The 21,972-nt window shown below is 44.1% G+C and carries 20 protein-coding genes and 2 pseudogenes; 20 read left to right on the top strand and 2 right to left on the bottom strand.

The genetic code is table 11. From position 1 onward, the window contains the following. Positions 1-6: 6 nt before the first annotated feature. The 17 genes from NLX67_RS01320 to NLX67_RS01240 all read left to right on the top strand — a co-directional run bounded on the left by NLX67_RS01320 (position 7) and on the right by NLX67_RS01240 (position 18,730). The gene (locus tag NLX67_RS01320) at positions 7-1,140 is read left to right on the top strand and encodes a substrate-binding domain-containing protein (RefSeq protein ID WP_254310077.1); all 1,134 of its coding nucleotides are present in this window, start codon (positions 7-9) and stop codon (positions 1,138-1,140) included. A gap of 30 nt (positions 1,141-1,170) precedes the next feature. Continuing rightward, positions 1,171-2,364: a levoglucosan dehydrogenase gene (locus tag NLX67_RS01315; protein WP_254310076.1), complete on the top strand. Its 1,194-nt coding sequence runs from the start codon at positions 1,171-1,173 to the stop codon at positions 2,362-2,364. A 63-nt stretch (positions 2,365-2,427) separates the two neighbouring features. Continuing rightward, positions 2,428-3,927 carry a sugar ABC transporter ATP-binding protein gene (locus NLX67_RS01310; protein WP_254310075.1) on the top strand — a complete coding sequence of 500 codons (1,500 nt, stop codon included), beginning with the start codon at positions 2,428-2,430 and terminating at the stop codon, positions 3,925-3,927. Continuing rightward, the gene (locus NLX67_RS01305) at positions 3,908-4,906 is read left to right on the top strand and encodes an ABC transporter permease (protein ID WP_254310074.1); all 999 of its coding nucleotides are present in this window, start codon (positions 3,908-3,910) and stop codon (positions 4,904-4,906) included. The genes NLX67_RS01310 and NLX67_RS01305 overlap by 20 nt, the downstream gene beginning before the upstream one ends. 20 nt (positions 4,907-4,926) lie before the next feature. Next, complete coding sequence (locus NLX67_RS01300) at positions 4,927-6,105, top strand: Gfo/Idh/MocA family protein (RefSeq protein ID WP_254310073.1); 1,179 nt, start codon at positions 4,927-4,929, stop codon at positions 6,103-6,105. Continuing rightward, a complete protein-coding gene (locus NLX67_RS01295) occupies positions 6,102-7,073 on the top strand; it encodes a sugar phosphate isomerase/epimerase family protein (RefSeq protein ID WP_254310072.1) in 972 nt (323 codons plus the stop codon). Before NLX67_RS01300 ends, NLX67_RS01295 begins: the two co-directional genes overlap by 4 nt. 28 nt (positions 7,074-7,101) lie before the next feature. After that, complete coding sequence (locus tag NLX67_RS01290) at positions 7,102-8,136, top strand: zinc-dependent alcohol dehydrogenase family protein (protein ID WP_254310071.1); 1,035 nt, start codon at positions 7,102-7,104, stop codon at positions 8,134-8,136. Between the two features lie 20 nt (positions 8,137-8,156). Next, complete coding sequence (locus NLX67_RS01285; RefSeq protein WP_254310070.1) at positions 8,157-8,996, top strand: sugar phosphate isomerase/epimerase family protein; 840 nt, start codon at positions 8,157-8,159, stop codon at positions 8,994-8,996. 97 nt (positions 8,997-9,093) lie between these two features. Then, positions 9,094-10,263, top strand: a complete 1,170-nt coding sequence (locus NLX67_RS01280; RefSeq protein ID WP_046178883.1) for a substrate-binding domain-containing protein — start codon at positions 9,094-9,096, stop codon at positions 10,261-10,263. Between the two features lie 215 nt (positions 10,264-10,478). Beyond that, positions 10,479-12,245 carry a methyl-accepting chemotaxis protein gene (locus tag NLX67_RS01275; RefSeq protein ID WP_254310069.1) on the top strand — a complete coding sequence of 589 codons (1,767 nt, stop codon included), beginning with the start codon at positions 10,479-10,481 and terminating at the stop codon, positions 12,243-12,245. Positions 12,246-12,296: 51 nt separating this feature from the next. Then, positions 12,297-12,542, top strand: a complete 246-nt coding sequence (locus NLX67_RS01270; protein WP_254310068.1) for a hypothetical protein — start codon at positions 12,297-12,299, stop codon at positions 12,540-12,542. A 145-nt stretch (positions 12,543-12,687) separates the two neighbouring features. Continuing rightward, a complete protein-coding gene (locus NLX67_RS01265) occupies positions 12,688-13,083 on the top strand; it encodes a helix-turn-helix domain-containing protein (RefSeq protein ID WP_254310067.1) in 396 nt (131 codons plus the stop codon). 264 nt (positions 13,084-13,347) lie between these two features. Then, positions 13,348-14,061, top strand: coding sequence for a LytR/AlgR family response regulator transcription factor (locus NLX67_RS01260; protein WP_254310066.1), 714 nt, complete (start codon positions 13,348-13,350; stop codon positions 14,059-14,061). A 29-nt stretch (positions 14,062-14,090) separates the two neighbouring features. Then, positions 14,091-14,843 carry a sensor histidine kinase gene (locus NLX67_RS01255; RefSeq protein WP_254310065.1) on the top strand — a complete coding sequence of 251 codons (753 nt, stop codon included), beginning with the start codon at positions 14,091-14,093 and terminating at the stop codon, positions 14,841-14,843. A gap of 169 nt (positions 14,844-15,012) precedes the next feature. Then, on the top strand, positions 15,013-16,725 hold the full coding sequence (cydD, locus tag NLX67_RS01250) for a thiol reductant ABC exporter subunit CydD (protein ID WP_254310064.1): 1,713 nt from the start codon (positions 15,013-15,015) through the stop codon (positions 16,723-16,725). Continuing rightward, on the top strand, positions 16,722-18,419 hold the full coding sequence (cydC, locus tag NLX67_RS01245; protein WP_309143099.1) for a thiol reductant ABC exporter subunit CydC: 1,698 nt from the start codon (positions 16,722-16,724) through the stop codon (positions 18,417-18,419). The genes cydD and cydC overlap by 4 nt, the downstream gene beginning before the upstream one ends. A 113-nt stretch (positions 18,420-18,532) precedes the next feature. Beyond that, positions 18,533-18,730: a hypothetical protein gene (locus NLX67_RS01240; protein WP_254310063.1), complete on the top strand. Its 198-nt coding sequence runs from the start codon at positions 18,533-18,535 to the stop codon at positions 18,728-18,730. Between the two features lie 71 nt (positions 18,731-18,801). Here the strand turns inward: NLX67_RS01240 and NLX67_RS01235 are convergent, their stop codons facing one another. Further along, positions 18,802-19,395, bottom strand: coding sequence for a TetR/AcrR family transcriptional regulator (locus NLX67_RS01235; protein WP_254310062.1), 594 nt, complete (start codon positions 19,393-19,395; stop codon positions 18,802-18,804). A gap of 117 nt (positions 19,396-19,512) precedes the next feature. Here NLX67_RS01235 and NLX67_RS01230 point away from each other — a divergent pair, with 117 nt between their 5' ends. From NLX67_RS01230 to NLX67_RS23150, 3 genes and pseudogenes are all read left to right on the top strand, one after another. Continuing rightward, entirely contained in the window at positions 19,513-20,505 is a 993-nt protein-coding gene (locus tag NLX67_RS01230) for an NADPH:quinone oxidoreductase family protein (protein WP_254310061.1), read from the top strand. A gap of 297 nt (positions 20,506-20,802) precedes the next feature. Further along, positions 20,803-21,246 (top strand): annotated as a pseudogene (locus NLX67_RS01225) (aminotransferase class III-fold pyridoxal phosphate-dependent enzyme); the annotation flags it as partial. Between the two features lie 58 nt (positions 21,247-21,304). After that, a pseudogene (locus tag NLX67_RS23150) lies at positions 21,305-21,466 on the top strand (6-carboxyhexanoate--CoA ligase); the annotation flags it as partial. A 51-nt stretch (positions 21,467-21,517) separates the two neighbouring features. On the opposite strand, the gene NLX67_RS01220 reads toward NLX67_RS23150, so the two are convergent. After that, positions 21,518-21,862, bottom strand: coding sequence for a LytS/YhcK type 5TM receptor domain-containing protein (locus tag NLX67_RS01220; RefSeq protein WP_254310060.1), 345 nt, complete (start codon positions 21,860-21,862; stop codon positions 21,518-21,520). Between the last annotated feature and the right edge of the window lie 110 nt (positions 21,863-21,972).

The raw sequence follows: 21,972 nt of genomic DNA, 5'->3' as shown, positions 1-21,972 counted from the left end.
ACAGGTATGTTATTGAGCGGAAGCCTTTTGCTGGCAGCGTGTGGGGGACAGCAGGCTGCGACAGATAAAGAACCAGCGAATAAAAAAGTGGAAATGCCGGACACAGGTTCTTTAACGATTAATCCTGAAATTGAAGATAAAGAGATCCTGGGCAAAGGTCCTTTTGGTGAACAAGCTGTTTCAGCAAAAACATTGGAATTAACGGAAGAAGATATTGCGAAAATTAAAGAGGGCAGTTACACAGTAGCACTCGTCATGCATTACTCTGGCACTGACTACATGACTGCACAGACAGATGCCTTAAAAGCAAGCTTTGAACGTATGGGTGTTGAAGTCATTGCAGTAACAGATGCTCAATTTAAAGCAGAAAAGCAGGTTTCTGATATTGAAACAGTCACTGCGAAAAAACCGGATATCATTGTCAGTGTGCCTGTAGACCCTGTATCGACAGCAGCCGCTTACAAAAAAGCAGCTGACGCGGGCATTAAATTAGTCTTTATGGATGGTACCGCACAAGGACTGGAGCCAGGAAAGGATTTTGTCAGTATTGTATCAGGAGATAACTATGGAAATGGTGTAGAAGCTGCAGAGGTAATGGCGGAAGAACTTGATGGCAAGGGCAAGATCGGCGTAGTTTTCCACGATGCGGATTTCTTTGTCACAAAGCAGCGTCAAACCGCTTTTGAAGAAACAATAAAAGAGAAATACCCGGATATTGAAATTGTCGCACATGGCGGCATTACAGGTCCGAATGATGGTGAAAAAGTGGCAGCGGCCATGCTGACACAGCATCAGGATTTAGATGGAATCTTTGCCATCTGGGATGTACCGGGAGAAGGGGTTGTTTCAGCAGCGCGTACAGCTGGAAGAGATGATCTTGTTATTACGACAACGGACTTGGGTACAAATGTTGGATTGGAAATGGCATCCGGCGGAACGGTAAAAGGACTTGGTGCACAGCTCCCATACGATCAGGGAATTGCTGAAGCGATTTTAGCCGGGTATGCTTTACTCGACAAGGAAGCGCCTTCATATGTAACAACACCAGCAGTGCAAGTAACAAAAGAGAATTTGGAAGAGTCTTGGAAGCTAGTATACCGCCAGGATGTTCCAGAATTAATTCAAAGCGCGATTCAATAATACAGTACTCAAAAAATGGAGGAATATACAATGAAAAAACTTAATGTAGGTATGATTGGCGGAGGATTTATGGGGAAAGCGCATGCACTTGCTTATGCAGGTATGCCAATGTTTTTTTGGCCGGCACCGGTTATTCCGCATCGCCACACTGTAGTAGATGTAACAGATGAGCTTGCGAAAGATGCAGCTGCCCGCCTTGGGTTTGAACACTATTCGACTGACTGGAGAAAAGTAGTGGAAGATCCGGAAATCGATATTATCGATATTGTCACACCAAATGATTCTCATGCGGAGATTGCCATCGCAGCCGCAAAAGCCGGCAAGCATATTATTTCTGAAAAGCCGCTTGCGCGTGATGCAGCTGAAGCGAAAACAATGCTTGATGCAGTAAGAGAAGCAGGCGTAAAGCATATGGTTGCGTTCAACTATCGCAGAACACCAGCTGTTGCGCTGGCGAAAAAATACATCGAAGAAGGCAAGCTTGGGAAAATCCTGAATTTCCGCGGCACGTATTTGCAGGACTGGTCGGCTGATCCGAATTCACCACTTTCATGGCGCTTTCAAAAAGACCGTGCCGGCTCTGGCGCTTTAGGCGATATCGGCACACATGTGATTGACTTTGCACGCTACCTTGTTGGAGAGATCTCTGATGTAAATGCGGTCGCGAAAACGTGGATTGGCGAACGCCCGATTCAAAGCGGCGGTGTCGATAAGCTTGGAACAGTAAAAGCAGATGTCGATGTACCAAAAGCGGAAGTTGATGTGGATGATGAATTTATGACACTCGTTAAATTTGAAAATGGTGCTGTTGGAAGTATTGAAGCAACACGCAACGCCTGGGGCCGCAACAACTTCTTAACATTTGAAATTCATGGTGAAAAAGGGTCTCTCGTCTTTAACTATGAACGCCGTGACGAACTGCAGGTGTGCTTCTCAGATGATCCAGGCGACAGCCGCGGATTCAGAACTGTGTACACAGGCCCTGCTCATCCGTACGGTGAAGGCTTGTGGCCAATCCCGGCGCTCGGAATTGGCTATGGCGAAACGAAAATTATTGAAACATATGACTTTATGAAGTCTATTGCGGAAGATACAAAGGTTTCACCTGACTTTGAAGACGGCTACCAAATCGCCGTTATTTCAGATGCGATTCTGGAATCAGCCGAAAAAGGCGAATGGGTGAATCTTTCAAAACAAGGTGAAATGGCGAATCTTTCGAAATAAGGAACTTGAAAAAATAGATGGAGGCCGCAGCCGCGGCCTCTGTTATAAAGAAGGTGAACGAGATTGGAAAAGCCAATGCTTTCAATGAAAAATATCTCAAAAGCGTTTAATGGAATTACGGTACTGGATTCAGTCGATTTCTCTGTTAAAAAAGGTGAAGTTCATGCGCTCATGGGCGGAAATGGAGCCGGGAAATCAACATTGATGAAAATTTTAACCGGTGTTTACTCAGCCGATCAAGGTGAAATTTACATTGATGACCAGCTTGTTGAAATTAAAAATACAGATGATGCAAGAAAAAATTATATCTCCATGATTTTTCAGGAGTTTAGCTTAATTCCTACGTTAACAGTCGCACAAAATATTTTTCTTACGAGAGAAGATAAAACGTCATTCGGATTATTGAACGATAAAGAATGTGTTGAAAAAACGAGAAAGCTGCTTCAAGAGCTGGAGGTCGATATTGACCCGGACGAACTTGTCGGAAACCTCGGTGTAGGGTACTGGCAAATGACCGAAATCGCCAAAGCATTATCACAGGAAACAAAAATTCTCGTCATGGACGAGCCAACCGCTTCTTTAACAAAAAAAGAAACAAAAATATTATTTTCCTTTATTAATCAATTGAAATCAAAAGGCTACGCGATTATTTATATTTCACATCGCATGGATGAGATTCTTGAAGTTTGTGACCGCGTTACCATTTTACGCGACGGAAAACATGTCGCTACTGAAGATTGCAAACAAATCGATCTCGATATGGTTATTCAGTATATTGTCGGATCGAGTATGGATAAAGCGTTTGAATGGAAAGAACGGGAGTATGCGACAGACGTTGCACCCGTACTGGAAGTAAAGAATCTATCACTTGGATCAAAAGTGCAGGATGTGAATTTTAATCTGTATCCGGGTGAGATTGTTGGCATCGCGGGATTAATGGGAAGCGGCCGGACTGAAACGGTAAGCGCTATCTTCGGGACAGGTCCAAAAGACAGTGGCGATATTAGTGTAAATGGCCAGCCTGTAACGATTAAAACTGCAACGGATGCGATAAAAGCTGGATTGGCTCTTATTCCGGAAGACCGGCGTGTGCAGGGTCTTGTCCTGGAGCATAGTGTGAAAGACAACATTATTCTGCCAATTTTATCGAAAATGCAGAAAGGTTTCTTTGTTGATAATAAAAAAGCCGATAAAGTGGCCAATGATTTTGTGAAAAAGCTAAACATTAAAACAGATGATATTTATAAAACAACGAATCTATTGTCTGGGGGAAATCAGCAAAAGATCGTTTTGGCGAAGTGGCTGGCGAATGACCCGGCTGTCCTTATGCTTGATGAACCGACCATTGGTGTTGATATTGGAGCTAAAACAGAAATTGTTGATGTCGTACGCGAACTCGCGGACAGCGGAAAAGCCATTCTGGTCATTTCTTCGGAACTTCCTGAGCTTCTTGCATTGAGTGACCGTATACTGGTTATGCATGAAGGGCGAATTATCAGAGAAATGCAAAGACGTGAGATTCATACAGAGGAGGAATTACAACATGCAATCCAAGGATTCTAATCTAGACGGAACAGTTGCAGTAGGAAGCCATACGGTTTCACGCAAGAAAACGTTTGATTGGCGCAACTATATTGTTTATTTTGCTTTTATCGGCGTGATCATTTATTTCTCGGTTACTTTACATGACCAGGGGTTTGTTTCAACGGACAACTTGCTTAATATCATTCGCCAAACAGCGATGATTTCTTTAATGGGTCTTGCGATGACATTTGTTATCAGTACTGGGGAAATTGACTTGTCTGTCGGTTCGATTGCGGCGCTATCTTCTTTAACAGCAGCGCTTGCACTGCAGGCGGGATATGGAATGATCGGCGGCGTAGCTGTTGGCCTTGGAACAGGCCTTCTAGTTGGTTTAGTTAACGGATTACTATTAACAAAGTTAGGGATCCCATCCTTCCTGGTGACACTTGCTACGTTAGGAACTGTCGGTGGTCTCGCGATGTGGATTACCGATACAGCACCGGTACCGATTGTGGATGCAACGTTTAACTTCGTTTTTGGTTCAGGGGATATCGGCCCGATTCCGATCTTGTTAATCTGGACGATTGTGGCAACTGTTATTGCCCACCTGTTATTGCGTAAAACATCATTCGGAAGACAGACACTCGCAACAGGCGGGAATGAAAGTGCTGCACGATTCTCAGGTGTTAATACACAGCGTATTAAGCTTCTTGTTTTCCTTGGTTCAGGTTTCATGGCCGGTTTTGCAGGCTTGCTTTACGCGGGCCGTATGCACGCAGGCCGTTTCACATTTGGTCAGGGTGATGAGCTTTCGGTTATTGCCGCGGTTATTCTCGGCGGAACGAGCCTTTTTGGGGGCGTAGGGACTGTAATTGGAACAGTTATCGGTTCATTAATGATTGGAACAATTAACAATGGATTGATCATCATGGGGCTGGATGTCAGCCAGCAAATGATGATTAAAGGATTAATTATCATTTTGGCTGTCGCATTCGGCAGAAAAGCAATTAAGCGATAAGTCAGGCAGGAGGGACACGGATGAAGAGAATAAAAGTGGGCGTGATTGGCACCGGCTTTATTGGACCCACTCATATCGAGGCTGTTAGACGGCTTGGTTTTGTCGATGTGGTCGCGATTGCCGCACACGGACAGAAGTCGGCCGAACAAAAAGCCGCAGAGCTCGGGATTCCAAAAGCATACGGTGACTATCGCGATATGCTAAGAGACGATGAAGTGGACGTAGTGCATAACTGTACACCGAACCAGCTTCATTTTTCGATTAATAAAGAGATCATTTTAGCTGGAAAGCATGTGTTGTCGGAAAAGCCGCTGGCAATGTCCAGTGCGGAATCGGCAGAACTTCTTGCTTTGGCAAGAAAACATAATGTTGTCCATGGTGTTAATTTTAATTACCGCCAGTTTCCAATTGTGAAGCAGCTTAATTCGATGATTCAAAAAGAAGAACTGGGCAAAATCAATCTGGTCCATGGCAGCTATTTGCAGGATTGGATGTTATATGAGACAGACTTCAACTGGCGTTTAGCTCCGGAAGTGGGCGGGAAATCACGTGCAGTTGCGGATATCGGGTCGCATTGGTGCGACACAGTTCAATATGTAACAGGCAAAAAAATCGTCGAAGTGTTTGCAGATTTAGCGACGGTTATTCCGGTCAGAAAAAAGCCTTCTTCAGCGCCAGAAACATTTGGCGGGCAGGCATCAAAAGAAGTCGAATATGAAGATGTCCCGATCAACACAGAAGATTATGCTTCAGTACTTATCCGTTTTGAAGATGGCACCAGAGGTGTTTTCACCGTTTCACAAGTAAGTGCTGGCAGAAAAAACAGGTTAAGTTTCGAAGTGAATGGGAGCAGGCACTCCGCTCAATGGAATCAGGAAGAACCTGAGAAACTTTGGATTGGCCACCGTGATAAACCGAATGAATTGATGCTGGCAGATCCCGCATTATTTACATCGGAAGCAAAATCAGCTATACACCATCCGGGCGGGCATAATGAAGGATGGCCGGACGCAATGAAAAATATGATGATTAATTTTTACAGCTTTATCCGTGATGGAAAAGATCCTCACCGTGATGAAACACAATTTGCCACATTTGAAGATGGCCATATCTCCATGTGCATTACCGATGCAATTTTGCAAAGTCATGAACAGCAAAAATGGATGAAAGTAGAGTCACTTAGGGAGGTTTCATTGTGAAGCTAGGTGTGTTTACCGTTTTATATCAACAGCTGCCTTTTGAGAAGATGCTCGATAAATTAAATGAAATGGGCGTTGAAGCAGTGGAGTTGGGAACCGGAAATTATCCAGGAAACAGCCACTGCGATCCAGATGAGCTTTTAAGCAGTCCAGAAAAAATAAAGGCATTTAAAAAAGCCGTAGAAAGCCGGGGAATGACAATAAGCGGGTTAAGCTGTCACGGCAACCCGCTTCACCCGGACAAAAAATTCGCGACAGAATCTCATGCCGTTTGGCAGAAAACCGTGAAACTTGCAGAACGTCTGGAAATCCCGGTTGTGAATGGGTTTTCCGGCTGTCCCGGAGATCATGCAGAGGCTAAATTTCCAAACTGGGTGACTTGTTCATGGCCGCCAGAGTACGCGGAAATGCTGGACTGGCAGTGGAATGAAGTCGTTATTCCATATTGGAAAGAAGAAGTGAAATTTGCGCAGTCGCACGGAATCAATCAAATTGCACTTGAAATGCATCCGGGTTTTGTTGTTTATAATCCGGACACTTTACTGAAGCTGAGAGAGCATGCAGGAGAAGCAATTGGTGCCAACTTTGACCCGAGTCATCTTCTCTGGCAGGGAATTAATCCGGTAGAAGCGATTAAAAAGCTTGGAAAGGAAAATGCAATCTATCACTTCCATGCAAAAGATACGTATTTAGACCAAGCGAATATTGATGTAAATGGTGTTCTTGATACAAAGCATTACAGCGACATTTTAAACCGAGCATGGACATTCCGTTCTGTCGGATATGGACAAAACGAGAAAATGTGGAAAGATATCATGAGTACTCTGCGAGCGGTTGGTTATGATTATGTCGTTTCGATTGAACACGAAGACATGCTTGCTTCCGTTGATGAAGGTTTGGGAAAAGCGATTTCTTTATTAAAAGATGTCATGTTTAAGGAGCCCGTCGGCGAGATGTGGTGGGCGTAATCTTTATAAAGTAAGTGGAGGGATATTAATGACAATGCAAGCGGTTATATTTCCAGGAGATAAAAAAGTAGAAATCCAGCAGGTTGATATCCCAACACCCGGTCAAGGCGAAGTACTTATTCAATTAAAAGCGTCCGCTATTTGCCGAAGTGATATGAGCTTGTATTATGGAACATCGGTTTTTGGCGACGGCAATAAAAAAGCATCTATTATTCCGGGCCATGAACCGGCTGGCGTGATTACAGAAGTTGGAGATGGCGTTACAACATATAAAGCGGGCGATCGCGTTGCTGTTTATTTAGCACTTGGGTGTGGTGAATGTGCACACTGTAAAAGCGGCTATAAAATGTTTTGTAAAGAATTTAAATGCATTGGCTTTGATGCCCACGGCGGAGACGCGGATTACATGGTGGCACCGGCTGAAAACTGCATGAGACTGCCGGATGAGATGGACTTTGTGACAGCGGCTGTTTCTACAGATGCAGTTGGAACACTGTACCATGCTCAAAAACGTTTAAATATTTCTGGAAGAGATACACTCGTTATGTTTGGTCTCGGACCGATGGGCAATGCCGGGGTCATGATTGCAAAAGGTCTTGGGGCAACAGTTATTGCGGTCGACATGCTGGATGAGCGTTTAGAAATGGCAAAAGAATTAGGTGCTGACTACACAATTAACGGGAAAGATGCCAATGTATTAGAAGAAATTGCCCGTATTACAAACGGTCAGGGTGCAGATGCAGCCATTGATTGTTCAGGAAGTCCTTATGCAGAAAATGATGCGTTAAGCTGCGTAAGACCTCACGGGCGTGTAGCATTCATTGGTGAAAGTAAAGAAACAACGATTAAACCGAGTGAACAATTGATTCGTAAACAAATTACGGTAATGGGCTCATGGTATTTCCCAATCCATGAATATGATGAAATTGCGGATTTTATCGTGAAAAAGAATCTGCCTGTTGATAAGCTGGTTACACATACATTTCCACTGACAGAGGCAGAAACAGCGTTCCGTTTGTTTGACGAAAGAAAAACGGAAAAAGCCGTATTTATTTGGGAATAAAGAAAAAGGAGCGAGATAAGATGAAAGGCATTTCTTTTAACACGTGGCCATATAGCGGTTTTCCGGTTTGGGTACCTTCCTATCCGCTGGATGACGTCATTAACCGAATCTCATCATTTGGTTATGATGCGATTGAAATCGGATGTGCAAGTCCGCATGCTTGGCCGGACTATTTGTCTCAAGAAAGAAGAAAAGAAATTGGCGCGCTGCTTAAGCAAAAGAATTTAGCTGTATCCGCTATGCTTCCTGCACCGGGTGGCGGACCGGGTGTGAATGCAAGTTCTCCTCTTGCTGAAGAACGTGCATTTACGGTCAACCATTATAAAGAAGTTGTCCGGCTGGCGAGTGAATGGGAATGCCCGACAGTAATCTGGGTAGCTGGATGGGTCGTTCACGGAACATCGCAGCAAGATGCATGGAACTACAGCCTTGAAGGTTTGGGGAATGTAGCAAAATATGCAAAAGAACTTGGCGTTACAATGGTCGTTGAACCAACGCCTGCTGACAGTAATTTAATTGAAACAGCAGATGACGCATTACTTCTAAGTGAGCAAACGGGTGCATCAAACGTGAAAGTAATGTTTGATACATTCCATGCCCTATATCGAAATGAAGTGGCAAGCGACTATGTGTACCGTATGGCGGATAAACTGCACCATGTTCATATTGCTGATAGTGACCGGCTGCCTCCTGGACAGGGCAGATGTGATTTCCCGGCGTTCTTAAAGGCACTAAAAGAGATTAAGTACGACGGCTATTTATCAATGGAAGTTGGTTTCCATACACGCCAGGCTGAGCCAGATTGGTATGCGAGAACGTCTATTGAATATTTGAAAGCAGAATTAGCAAAGCTCGATTAAATTGGTTTTAATCAGAAGAGTGATGCCATGGGCGGCCATGGCGGCTCTTTTAGATAAAATAGAAAACGGTTACAAAATGGGAAATGGAGGAATTAAAATGAAAAAAACGTTTTTATTGTTCATCACAGTACTGTTAGGTACTTTTCTTGCTCTGGCGGGATGTGGAAATCAAAGCACGGGTACAGGCGAGGGAGAAACAAAACAAAAAGCAGCGGAGATTCCAGATTCAGGTGCTTTAACAATTAGTGAAGATATTCCAAGCGGCACGACGATTTTAAGTAAAGGACCGAATGGCGAAGAAGCGATTTCAGCCAAAACACTTAATTTATCAGAAGAAGATATTGCAAAAGTGAAAGAAGGAAAGTATAAAGCCGCAATCGTTATGCACTATGCGGGCAATGACTGGTCTAAAGCACAAATTGACGGGTTAGAGGCCGCGTTTAAACGGATGGGAATCGAAGTTATTGCCGTGACAGATGGTCAATTTAAAGCTGAAAAGCAAGTGTCTGATATTGAAACAGTTTTAGCGAAAGATCCCGATATTATCGTAAGTATTCCAGTAGATCCTGTTTCAACAGCCGAAGCGTATAAAAAAGCAGCGGCAGCAGGCGTGAAATTAGTCTTCATGGATAACGCACCACAGGGATTAGTAGCAGGAAAAGATTATGTCAGCGTTGTATCTGCTGATAACTACGGCAACGGTGTAGAAGCGGCAGAAATTATGGCTGCTCAGCTTGAAGAAAAAGGAAAAATTGGTGTTGTATTTCATGACGCAGATTTCTTTGTTACACGCCAGCGTACAGATGCATTTGAAAAAACGATTAAAGAGAAATATCCAAACATTGAAATTATTGCACGCAGCGGAATTACAGATCCAAACACAGGTGAAAAAATCGCATCTGCTATGTTAACAAAAAATCCTGACTTAGATGGGATTTTCGCTGTCTGGGATGTGCCGGCTGAAGGGGTGCTTTCTGCAGCCCGTACAGCAGGAAGAGATGATCTTGTTATCACAACCATTGATCTTGGGACAAACGTTGCGCTTGATATTGCGCAGGGTGGAATTGTAAAAGGACTTGGTGCACAGCTTCCATACGACCAAGGGATTGCTGAAGCGATTTTAGCAGGGCACGCATTACTTGGAAAAGAAACACCGCCATATGTGGCAGTACCTTCATTGAATGTAACACAGGAAAACATCTTGGAATCTTGGAAAATGGTTTACCATGCAGATGCACCAGATGTTATTCAAGAAGCAGCACAATAAATTTTAAAACAAAACAGGACCGACCCAAAGTCTATTCTCACTGCCTTTGGGTCGGTCCTTTGCTTTTCATCCTTTTATTTTTCAATCTTTACCCTGAAAATACAGGGATTTAAATATTAGGATGCATAGTTGTAGTTACCAGGCTAATACGCTTACATTTATATTGGGTATTATGATATAATACAAAAAGACTACAATGTGTGGATGGTGAAAACATGCCGAAGAAAAAAACACGCTTGCCCCGCAAGGAAAAAGAAGTAAAGGTACGAACAAAGAAAGGTGTTTCTTTTTTTAAAAATAAACGCATCAGCCAAAAATACGGTTCCGTTCTTGCAATCGTTATTTTACTATTTATTACTGCGACCGCTATCACATCATTTATTTTAAACGATTTGACGAACAAACTGGACGAGCTCGATCAAAAAGGAAACAATGCTCTTGCCCTCAGTGAAATGGCATCGTTATTTCGCCAAAAAGATATTCGGATAAGCGACTATATTTTATTGGAGGATCAAACGGCCATTGATCAGTATAATGAACAGAGCGAACAGTTAAATACATTAATAGAACAAGCAAGAGAGGCAGCGCCCGCCTCAGCGCGCAGCACATTGGACCAGGTTAAAGCGAATGACAGTGAAATGAATCGTATTTTTCTCGATCTGATTATTCCTTCTGTTCAACTGGGCAATGAAGAAGAAACGTTTTCTTCAAAACAACTGTCGGCTTATCTGCGGTCTCAGACAATTGACCATATTGACAGCCTTCAAGAAGATTTAGAAAATGATTATTCAGCTTCTGTTCAAGAAGCAAAAGAAGCGGCAAGACAATCCCTTGTTCTGCTCATTCTATCTGTAATCGTTGCATCCCTCGTGAGCATCATTTTCTCTAAATGGATCAGCCGTGTTGTTGAATTAAATTTGAAAAAAGTCGTACATGTCAGCACAAGTATTGCCCAGGGCAAATTAAATGTTGAACCGATCGATTACGACGGCAAAGACGATATTGGACAGCTTACGTATGCAGTGAACACAATGGCTGATAATTTACGATTGATTGTTTCAGAGCTCCTTACCGTTTCACAGCATGTGGATACACAGAGCGGTACATTAAATTCAACAGCAGTTGAAGTAAAAGATGGCAGCGAGCAAATTGCGAGCTCAATGAATGAATTAGCTCAAGGAGCAGAACAGCAGGCTGATGCCGCATCCTCCATCAGTGAACTCATTGAATCCCTGAATCACCAAATTGCGGATACCCATAGAAGCGGCATTCAGCTTTCCGAGACATCAAACAGTGTACTCCGTGTTTCGGAGGAAGGCCGGATTCAAATGGAACAAACCGCCGGACAGATGCAGCATATTACTTCCCTCGTATCAGAGTCTGTTGAAAAAGTACAAGGACTTGAAAAAAGGACTCTTGAAATCTCTCATTTGGCAAATGTCATTCAGTCCATTTCAGCTCAAACAAACCTGCTGGCTTTAAATGCGGCCATCGAAGCAGCACGTGCAGGAGAACATGGCAGAGGTTTTGCGGTTGTTGCGGATGAGGTGCGAAAACTCGCTGTGCAAGTAGATGAATCCGTTACAGAAATTACCGGCATCATTAATGGTGTACAAAGTGAAACAGCCGATGTTGTTACATCACTTAATAATGGGTTTAATGAAGTACAAAAAGGCAGCCAGGCAATGCAGCGTACGACGAAAACATTTGCGGATATTATTCAGTTTGTCAACGAAATGTCGGGAAGTATTCAAACCATCTCCTTACGCCTTGATTCGATCAGCGAAGGAAGCGATAAAATCAGCTCCTCCAGCCAGGAAGTTGCTTCTGTCTCTGAGGAGTCTTCCGCAGGTGTAGTAGAAACGGCAGCGGCTTCTCGCCAATTAAATGCATCGATGGAAGAAATCAGTGAAAGTGCGCAGTCACTCGCTAAATTATCGAAAGACCTTGAACAATCCGTCAAACAATTTACACTGGCATAAAGAAGACTATCTTCGAAAGTACATGGGCTTTGTTTTTGGTATATTATGTATATGGATGACAGGCGTCTTGCCGGGATGATACGGCGCGCCGATTATTACCGCAAGCTGCCGGTCGTTGGGAAAAAGCAGTGGAAGTGGATGGCCCGGCTTGTTTATTTTACGGTGTACGGAATTGAGAGTAATGTACGCGAACAGACAGCGCATGTGACGGTGGGAAATTCCGATCGATCTGCACGTTGTCGAAGCGAAAGCAGTCGATGTCTTTTCACCACGATCCATCCTATGAACAAAAGCTAGTGTCATTCATCCGAAAAGGGAGCGTTCGTAAAGTGAAAAAAATCGTTCAGACCGGCCCGGAAGATGGCGGGGTTCATCTGGAAATGGCGTATACGCTTAGCGATGTGTACATTCAGCGTCTAGAAGAATTGTCTGAAGTAATACAGTGGAGCACCTGCTTCAAGATGCACTCTGCGCGTTTACAGAACGGGTGCAGCGGGCGAAAACACCATCTCTCTCGCCAATAATCGTCAAGTGTCAGCGTTATATTATCCAGCATGTTTACGATGGACTCAGTCTTGAGCGAATCGCTCACTATATAAAATTGTCTTCTTCATATGTCTCAATCCTTTTTAAAAGTGAAACGGGAATTGCGATCAACGAAGCCATTCAAAGAGCGCGCATAGAGGAAGCGGAAAGTTTACTGCTGCTTTCTTCTCATCCGATCGCCGTTATTAGCGCCTGTCTGCACTTTACCGACCAAAGTCATTTTACGAAAGTATTTAAAAAGCATACCGGCCTGACGCCGAAGCAGTACCGCCAGTCTATTCGCACTAAGTAGACTGTTTTTTTGTATTTTCATTTGAAATACAGGGAAAATAGTCTTGAAATGTGCTTTATTTTTTAAAAAATGCCAAAATGATAGACCTGAAATGATTTATCGAAATAGACGATATGGAGCTTGATCACGTACGATGAAATAATGAGGAAATAAAGTAATTTCACTAATAAATGAAAGTTTTTTTCCATCATTTATCCTCATCGTTTCACGCTCAACCGGAGTAAAATGAAAGGAAATGTTTCGGATGGAGAGGGGCCTTTGGGTGTGACTTCATTTTCATTGTTAATTGCGGATGCCAATGAAGCATCGCTGAGTCTGCTTCAGTCGTATATAACCGATCATCCGGATTTTCGGATCGTGTCGGTCTGTACAACAGAGCAAGATATTATCAAACAAACAGCCATAACTAAACCGGACGCTATTATTATGTCGATTTACATGCGGGAGTGGAGCGGGCTTGACATAATTGCGGCCTGTCAGCAATTTCATTCGAATGTGAGCGTCATTTTTATGGCGGATAACCGTGATTTTGCGGCAGATGCTTTTACGCTGTCAGCCGCGAACTACATCATCAAGCCGATTCAGCCGGAACGTCTGTATATGGCACTTGAAAAAGTGAAAAAAATGCTTTGCACAAGAACGGTTACAAACAAAAAGCTGCCGCTTAAATTTAACGGAACGAGCTGCTACGTGCCGTTTCAAGATATTTTATTTATTGAAAAAAGCGGCAAGAAATGTTTCGTTTATACGAAGGAAGAAACATATGAAACGTATGAAAAGCTGACGGATTTGTTTGCCTGCTTGGATCAGTCATTTTATTTGGCACACCGTTCCAATATCATTAATTTGGATAATGTGTTTTCCATTAAACTGAAAAACGAGACGTATTTAGCGTATTTTTTAGACTTTCCTAAACATGCACATATTTCTAGATTAAAAATAAAAGAAGTACAAAGAGGGATTGAGCAGTTATGTTAACCAATAATTTAAGAAAAATTTGGTGATAAATGATGGCAATCGTGATTGTGTGCAGCTTGCCTGCGGCACTGGCATATATGTTTTATTTACATAAGTCGATTGTGAGAATGGAAAAGCAGCTTCGAAAAGAATCTCTTTACCACCTGGCAGCGTCATTTACGCATGAAATGCGCCAGCCGCTCACAGTCATCAGGGGAATGCTGCAGCTAATTCAGGAAGAAACGATCGATAAACAGCAGCGGGAATATATTGAAACAGCAATGGCTGAGTTGGAACGATCGGAACGAATGATCCGTGACTACCAATTGTACGCAAATCCATTTGGGGGGGAAATGGAGCCTGTACTGATTCGGGCAGAAATTCAAGATGTGCTCAGCCGGATGCAGCCGCTTATGGAACGGAATAATGTAGAGACACGTCTGCAGCTTGAATATGGTGCTGTTCCTGGAGAGCGCCTGCGGTTGAATCAGTGCTTCTGGAATATTTGTGAAAATGCAGTAGAATCAATGAAGAACGGCGGGACATTGGACATTTCCGTGCAGATGAAGACAAAAAGAATGGTTGTCACATTCTCAGATTCCGGTGAGGGGATGACAGAGGAGCAGCTCAAGCGTCTTGGGGATCCATATTTTAATTTAACGGAAAGTAAAGGAACCGGGCTCGGAATGATGACAGCCTGCCGCACCGTCGAAGGGATGGGAGGGCGCGTGCTTACTACAAGTGAAAAAGGAAAAGGGACGGTTGTGAAAGTCATGCTGCCGTCTAATGGGCCTGTCGGATGATTTTATCATGCGGCAGGCTTTTTTCGTGATATGATTGAACAAATTGTGAAAAGAGCCCAAAAAAGACCGGATGAAGAGAGCAGATGAAGAGCATTTTAGATGAGACTATTTTATACTAAAAAGACATTGTGAATATTTTCACGTTTTGAAAGGTGGATATAATAAATTCATGAATGAGCTTCGAAAATGGGCATCTGAACAAAAAGGAATCATGGCAGCGCTTTTGGGCTTATCAGTATTAATGGGAGCGGTGATCGTGGGCCAGGCGTACTTTTTGGTCAACGTTGTGGATAGGGTTTTTTTGCAAAATCAATCGTTTGGGGCGGTTGTGCCGATGCTTGGTTTTCTCTTTGGGCTGATGGTTATCCGAGCAGGCATTACATATGCTAATGCCCGACTCGGTGTTAACATGGCGTCAAAGGTGAAGCAGCGCGTCCGTTCAATTTTGCTCCAAAAGTGGACGCAGAACCCAATCCAGACAGCCATTCAAGGCCAGTCCGGCGGAAAAGTGACGGTCATGATGGAAGCGGTCGACGGCATTGACAGCTATTACCGCGAGTATATGCCGCAAGTGATGAAAGCATCTATTGTACCGCTCATTGTCTTAGCGGCTGTATCGTATACACACATTTGGAGCGGGTTGATTATGATGGTGACCGCGCCGTTTATTCCGCTTTTTTATATTATTATCGGAATAAAAACACAGAAAAAATCGGAAGAACAGCTCGATAAGCTGGCAGCGTTCTCAGGACAATTTTTGGATACGTTGCAGGGACTTCAAACGCTAAAGTTATTTGGCCGGGCGGGACGGCAGCGGGACGTGATCCAAAAAAGCAGCCTCGGCTTTCGGGTAGCGACGATGGATATATTGAAAATCGCGTTTACATCAACGCTGATGCTCGAGTTTATTTCGACGCTCAGTATTGGGCTGATTGCACTTGAAATCGGCCTGCGTCTCGTTGTATTTGACAGCATTTCGTTCGTATCGGCGTTTTTCGTGCTCGTTTTGGCACCGGAATATTATACGGCACTGAAAGAGCTCGGCGCCGCGTTTCATACCGGAAGGGGAAGCCTCGGGGCGGCGGAAAAGATTAAAGCAGAGCTTGCAGCAGATGAGCAGCCGGTAAAGTGGGGCGATAGAGAAGTGCCGGCGCGGCCGTCTGTGGAACTGAAAAACGTGCACTTTCAATATGGAGAAGGTTTTTCATTGAAAAACGTGGATGTTCACATCCCATCCGGTGCACGTACGGCGATTGTCGGCGCGACCGGATCCGGCAAAACAACGCTGTTAAATGTGGCGGCAGGACTGTTTGATCCGCAGGAAGGAGACGTGCTCATTGACGGCCGTCCACGTGCTTCGTTCAGTGAATCGTCCTGGTTCGGGGAAGTGAGCTACATTTCGCAGCATCCTTATTTGTTTTCTGGAACGATTGAAGAAAACATCCGTCTTGGCGCGCCTGGTCATCCGGCGCGTGCGGAAGTCGAAGCAGCGGCAGAAAAAGCTGGATTGACGGAGTTGATTCGTGAGCTTGAAGACGGGCTGGATACAAAAGTCGGCGAGTCTGGACGCGGTCTTTCAGGCGGGGAAAAACAGCGTGTGGCGCTCGCTCGTGCGTTTTTAAAGAAGCCATCGTTTGTCCTGTTTGACGAGCCGACGACCGGGCTTGATTTAAAAACGGAACAGATTTTGCAGCGGTCGATCAATGAACTGGCCCAAACGGCTTCGGTCATGACTGTCGCCCACCGCCTGCATACGATTCAACAGGCGGACGTCATTTTCTTGATGAACAACGGGGAAGTCGAAGCCGCGGGTACACACATGGAATTAATGAAATCGAGCGAGTCGTACCGCGCGATGGTGCAAGGGGGTGCAGCAGGGTGAAGAGGCTTGTGTCCATTATGATGGAAGAAAAGCGGGATATTTGGTTGTCCGTGCTGTTCGGCGTCTTTGCCGGATTAACGTCAGTAGCGCTGTTTGGTCTTAGCGGGTTTATGATCTCAAAATCTGCCCTGCAGCCTCCACTGTACATTATTACGATTATGACGGCGCTGTTGAAATTGTTCGGTGCGGCGAAAGCAGGGAGTCGCTATGCGGAGCGGTACGTTTCCCACCGGGCGACGTTTACGATATTAAGCAATTTGCGCGTGTCGTTTTATGAAAAACTAGAACCGCTCGCGCCGCAGATTTTCGGGAAATACCGAAGCGGGGACTTGCTGGCACGCATCGTTGGGGATGTCGAAACGCTGCAAAACTTCTTTTTGCGTGTTTTTTATCCGCCACTTGTGCTCGTTATTGTGTTTTTAAGCACCATCTTTTTTACGCTCTTTTACTCTGTCTGGATCGCGCTTGTGCTATTGGGTGGATTAGTACTGACCGGTTTTGTCATTCCTGGGTTACTTGCACTGCAGCAGCGGAAAGTAAAGCAGGGTGTCCGGGAACAACGCGCCGGTTTGTCAACGGAAGTGACCGAGCTATTATATGGATTTCGAGATTTAAAGCTGCACCAAAAGCTGGTTGAAAAAGAAGAAAAGCTTTTGCAAATAGCCGACGCTTATGTACAAGAGCAAGAAAAAGAAGGCGTGCAGGCGGCTGCGAGCCAGTCGTTGAATGCCGCAGCTGCCTTGAGTGTTGCGTTTGTTGTGCTCGCACTCGGCGCCTATTTTGTCACGATTGGAGAGCTTAATGGCTTGTTTTTAGCGATGCTCGTGATGATTTCTTTAACAATCTTTGACAACGCGGTGCCGATGGCGGTTTTCCCGGCGCATCTCGAAGACACGAGACAAGCAGCAGGCCGGCTGTTTTCCGTTGTCGATGAAGAACCGCCAGCGCCAAAAATGGGCATGATCGAGCGGGATGACGCCTTTTCGATTGAATTGAAAGACGTGACATTTAGGTACCCTGGTGAAACGCGTCCAGCGCTTCAAAACGTCTCAATTTCCATTTCTGCCGGTTCGAAAACGGCAATTGTCGGGCCGAGCGGTTCAGGAAAATCGACCGTCATGCAGCTGCTTTTGGATATGTATACGGTGAATGCCGGAACAATTTTGCTTGATGGAAATTCGATGGGTAAGATTCAGGCGGAAAACATATGGTCGAAAACGAATGTCGTGCTGCAGGAGAACCACTTTTTCTATGGCACAGTGCGGGACAATTTGAAGATCGCAGGTGATGGTTTGACGGATCGCGAAATGGAAGACACACTGCGGCTCGTTGAACTGCCGTTTTCATTGGATGATCCGGTGCTTGAAAAAGCAGAAAACCTGTCGGGCGGCGAAAAGCAGCGGCTCGCGATTGCACGGGTATTATTAAAGCGGGCGCCATTCTGGCTGCTCGATGAACCGTCATCGTCACTCGATGTGCTGACCGAAAAACGGATCTTTGGCCATTTGCATGAGGCAGCACAAAAAGATACGCTTGTGCTGATCAGCCACCGGTTGACCGGGCTTGAAAAAATGGACCAAATTGTCGTTATGGAGCGTGGAAATGTGGTCGAAGCTGGAACGTTTAATGAATTGATGGAGAGAAAAGAATATTTTTATGAAATGAAGCAAATTGAAAAAAATGTGTTAGCGTAACGATAAAAGCAGAACCAAATAGCGAAAGAATGTTTGGTTCTGCTTTTTTACACCATTTTAGGCAGACTTGAATATTGTAAGGGTGAAGTTAAAATGTGAGGGAGGCTTTTGTGTTGATCGATCAGCCTGCAAACAATGAAGAGCAGTTGGGAATGCCTTTGGAACAAGGTTATGATGATACATTAGAAGTGCAGCATCCGTATCCATTTTACCCGTATTACCCGTATATGAGACCGCCATTTTCACCATTCTTGCCGTTATTTCCATTTTTTCCGTATCCTCCGTTCCATCCATATTTTCGCTACTATTGATGTGAGAGATAGGAGTGGGTCTCATGATTCAAAGGGCTGCCGGAAACAACGGCAGCCCTTTTTTAAAAACATTACGGCGACTTTAAAAGTGTTGAGATACTTTCTAAGCAAGCCTGCTTATAGAAATCATGCAAATCATCCTGACCGCACATGAGCCATTGTATCAAGCAGCCGTCAATCACGGCGCGCATCATTTTGGCTGATTTTTCAACGTCCAGATCGCAAGAAAAGATGCCTTCTTTTTTGCCAAGCGTAATAATTTCACGCCCAATTCCCCAGCAGTTTTCGTAAAAATGATAGTTGATCTCCTGATAGAGAGGATTCCTGCTTGCCTGCGCTAAAAAATCCACGTAGACCCGGTAAAATTTCTTGTTTTTCTCCGGTGAAAGAAAAACAGAATGAACGTAGGCAGTTAATTTTTCAAGGGCTGTTTGTTTTTCGGTAATCGCCCGATGTTCTGCTTCATAAATTTTCGCTGTAATCGACTGCAATAATTGAGACAAGATCGTTTCTTTGTTTTGAAAATAATAATGAACGACCCCTTTGCTGACACCGGCCTGATCCGCAATATGCTGCAGGGTGACCGCATCAAAGCCATGGTCGGCCACTGCCTGAAAGGCCGCTTTTAATACTTGATCCTTTCGTTCTTCCGCTTTCTTTTTCATAAAAACCCTCCGCTTTTTGATTTAAATAAGTATACAACAAACGAAAGATTCGTTAAAATTATTCTGACCGGTCAGAATAATTTTTTTGAGCATACTACATAAAAAGGGGATGTTGGCATGAACGAACAGTTTCACGCATTAATCGTGGATAAAACGGAAGATGATTTTTCAGTGGGTGTAAAAAAAATAGGGCTGGAAGAGCTGCCTCAAGGGGAAGTGTTGATTAAAACCGCTTATTCAGGGATTAATTACAAAGATGGTTTGGCCAGTATTCCAGATGGGAAAATCGTTCGGTCATATCCGTTTATTCCCGGAATTGATTTGGCAGGCGTCGTTGTCTCCTCATCGGATACCCGTTTTCAAGAAGGAGACGAGGTCATTGCGACAAGCTATGAAATCGGCGTTTCGCACTTTGGCGGATATAGTGAATACGCGCGCATTCCGGCTGATTGGGTCGTTCCGCTGCCGAAAGGTCTCACATTGAAAGAAGCAATGATCTTTGGCACAGCCGGCTTTACAGCAGCTTTGTCTGTGCAGCGCCTGGAGGAAAACGGACTGCAGCCTGATCAGGGAAATGTTCTTGTAACGGGTGCGACAGGCGGCGTCGGCAGTTTTGCCGTCTCGATGCTGGCCGGACGCGGGTACAATGTTGTGGCAAGTACGGGAAAAGATTCAGAAAAAAACTATTTGACAAAACTGGGCGCGAAAGAAATCGTCTCCCGGGAAGACGTCTACAACGGCAAATTAAAAGCACTAGATAAAGAACAGTGGGCGGGAGCTGTTGATCCGGTCGGCGGCGAGACGTTAGCCGCTATATTAAGCAAAATCAGCTATAAAGGCTCCGTTGCGGTCAGTGGATTAACAGGTGGGACAAATGTGCCGACGAGTGTGTTTCCTTTCATCCTCCGCGGGGTCAACTTGCTTGGTATTGACTCTGTGAATTGCCCGATGGAAACGAGACAGAAAACGTGGGAGCGCATGGCAACAGACTTAAAGCCGGAAGATCTCTCCACATTTGTACAGCAGACGGCGTCTCTTGAAGAACTTCCTGACATTCTCCCAACTATATTACAAGGGAAGATGCGGGGAAGGGTGATCGTAAGCCTTTAAATAGGTGAACAACTGAGTATATAGAGACAAATTCAAGAGAGTGTTTGTGAAAGCAGTCACCGCTGTTTTCGATACAGTACAGTAAGATTTTGTAAAAGCTGAGGCGCTGTAATGGCCTCAGCTTTTTGTCTGTAAACAAAAAGAAAAAAACGTAATCATATGACGTACACATCGTATAAAGCTAAGAAAATTTAGAATTGTTTAACTGGATATATGGATGGTATTATCTCTTTTAATGTTAACCTAAATATATTTTTTGTTAACATTTAAAGAGTGGGAGTGTGAAGACAGATGTAAAAAGAAAAGCTAAGTTATGAAGAGTTAGCGGAAAAGAACAAGAAATATGTATGGCATCTCTTTACACAAATGAAAGAGTACGTGGAGGATGACCCGATTATTATTGCCAGTGGCAGCGGAAGGAAACTTCAAGATGCCCGCGGCAACGAATATTGGGATGGCGTATCGTCCATTTGGCTGAATGTCCATGGCCACCGCGTACCTGAATTAGATCAGGCAATCCACGATCAATTGGATCAAATCGCCCACTCGACATTGCTCGGAATGGCAAATATACCTGCGATCCTGCTGGCAGAAAAACTCATTTAATTAATGCCTTTAGGCTTAGCAAAAGTGTTTTATTCTGATTCTGGTGCAACGGCTGTTGAAATCGCAGTTAAAATGGCGTTTCAATATTGGCAGCATAAAGGAAAGCCTGAGAAGCAACGATTTATTACGATGAAAGGTTGCAAATGCTCCATTTGTACGGGCTGAACTTTGCTGGTCAGAGGATCCGGAATATACGGCAGGTTACGTTTCCTGCTTTGAGAAGGGGTATGTTCGAATTCCTCATTTAAAAGAAAAAGGAGATTTTAACGGAGGACGGGTGTTTTTTGTTTCAGAAGATATTGAGATCAATCAGCTTTTTCATTTTTCAGAGCAGAAATCGGTATTATTAGTATAAAAGTATGGTACATAACGCTTGGCATCGTCAAGCAATTGGAATGCATTCAATTTAATTGCTTAAACAAGAAAAACCTATACCAAATCTTGTATAGGTTTTATTTCGATTCACTAATAGGAAGGTGAATGGAGAAGCATGTTCCTTATGCCTGGACACCAGCATAATGGCAATAAATAAAAAGGAGTAGGAAATAAAGGGAATAATCAGTCCGTCACCGCCCGTAAAGAAGCGTGCGGTCAAAATCATTGACAGCAAAAAAATGCTTAATACCGGACCACCATATAACATGCCGAGTATTAATGGGATGCGCCGAAGATCCCGAATGAAATCGTTTTCTAGCGAAGCCGGAAATAGCATACAAAGAGCCACTGAGAGAATCGGGAAAATAGCAAACATCCAGTCTTCCAATTCTTTGAAGCGGTACGTATATTTCAGCAAGTAAAGAAGCTGTAGCAAACTGAGAGGAAGCAAGATAAACAAAAAGTTAATAAGCAGATCTTTTATTA

The organism is Domibacillus sp. A3M-37, assembly GCF_024213455.1.
GTDB classification, from domain to species: Bacteria; Bacillota; Bacilli; order Bacillales; family Domibacillaceae; genus Domibacillus; species Domibacillus tundrae.
Note: the sequence above shows the minus strand (reverse complement) of the source record. Positions and strands in the feature narration are given on the sequence as shown.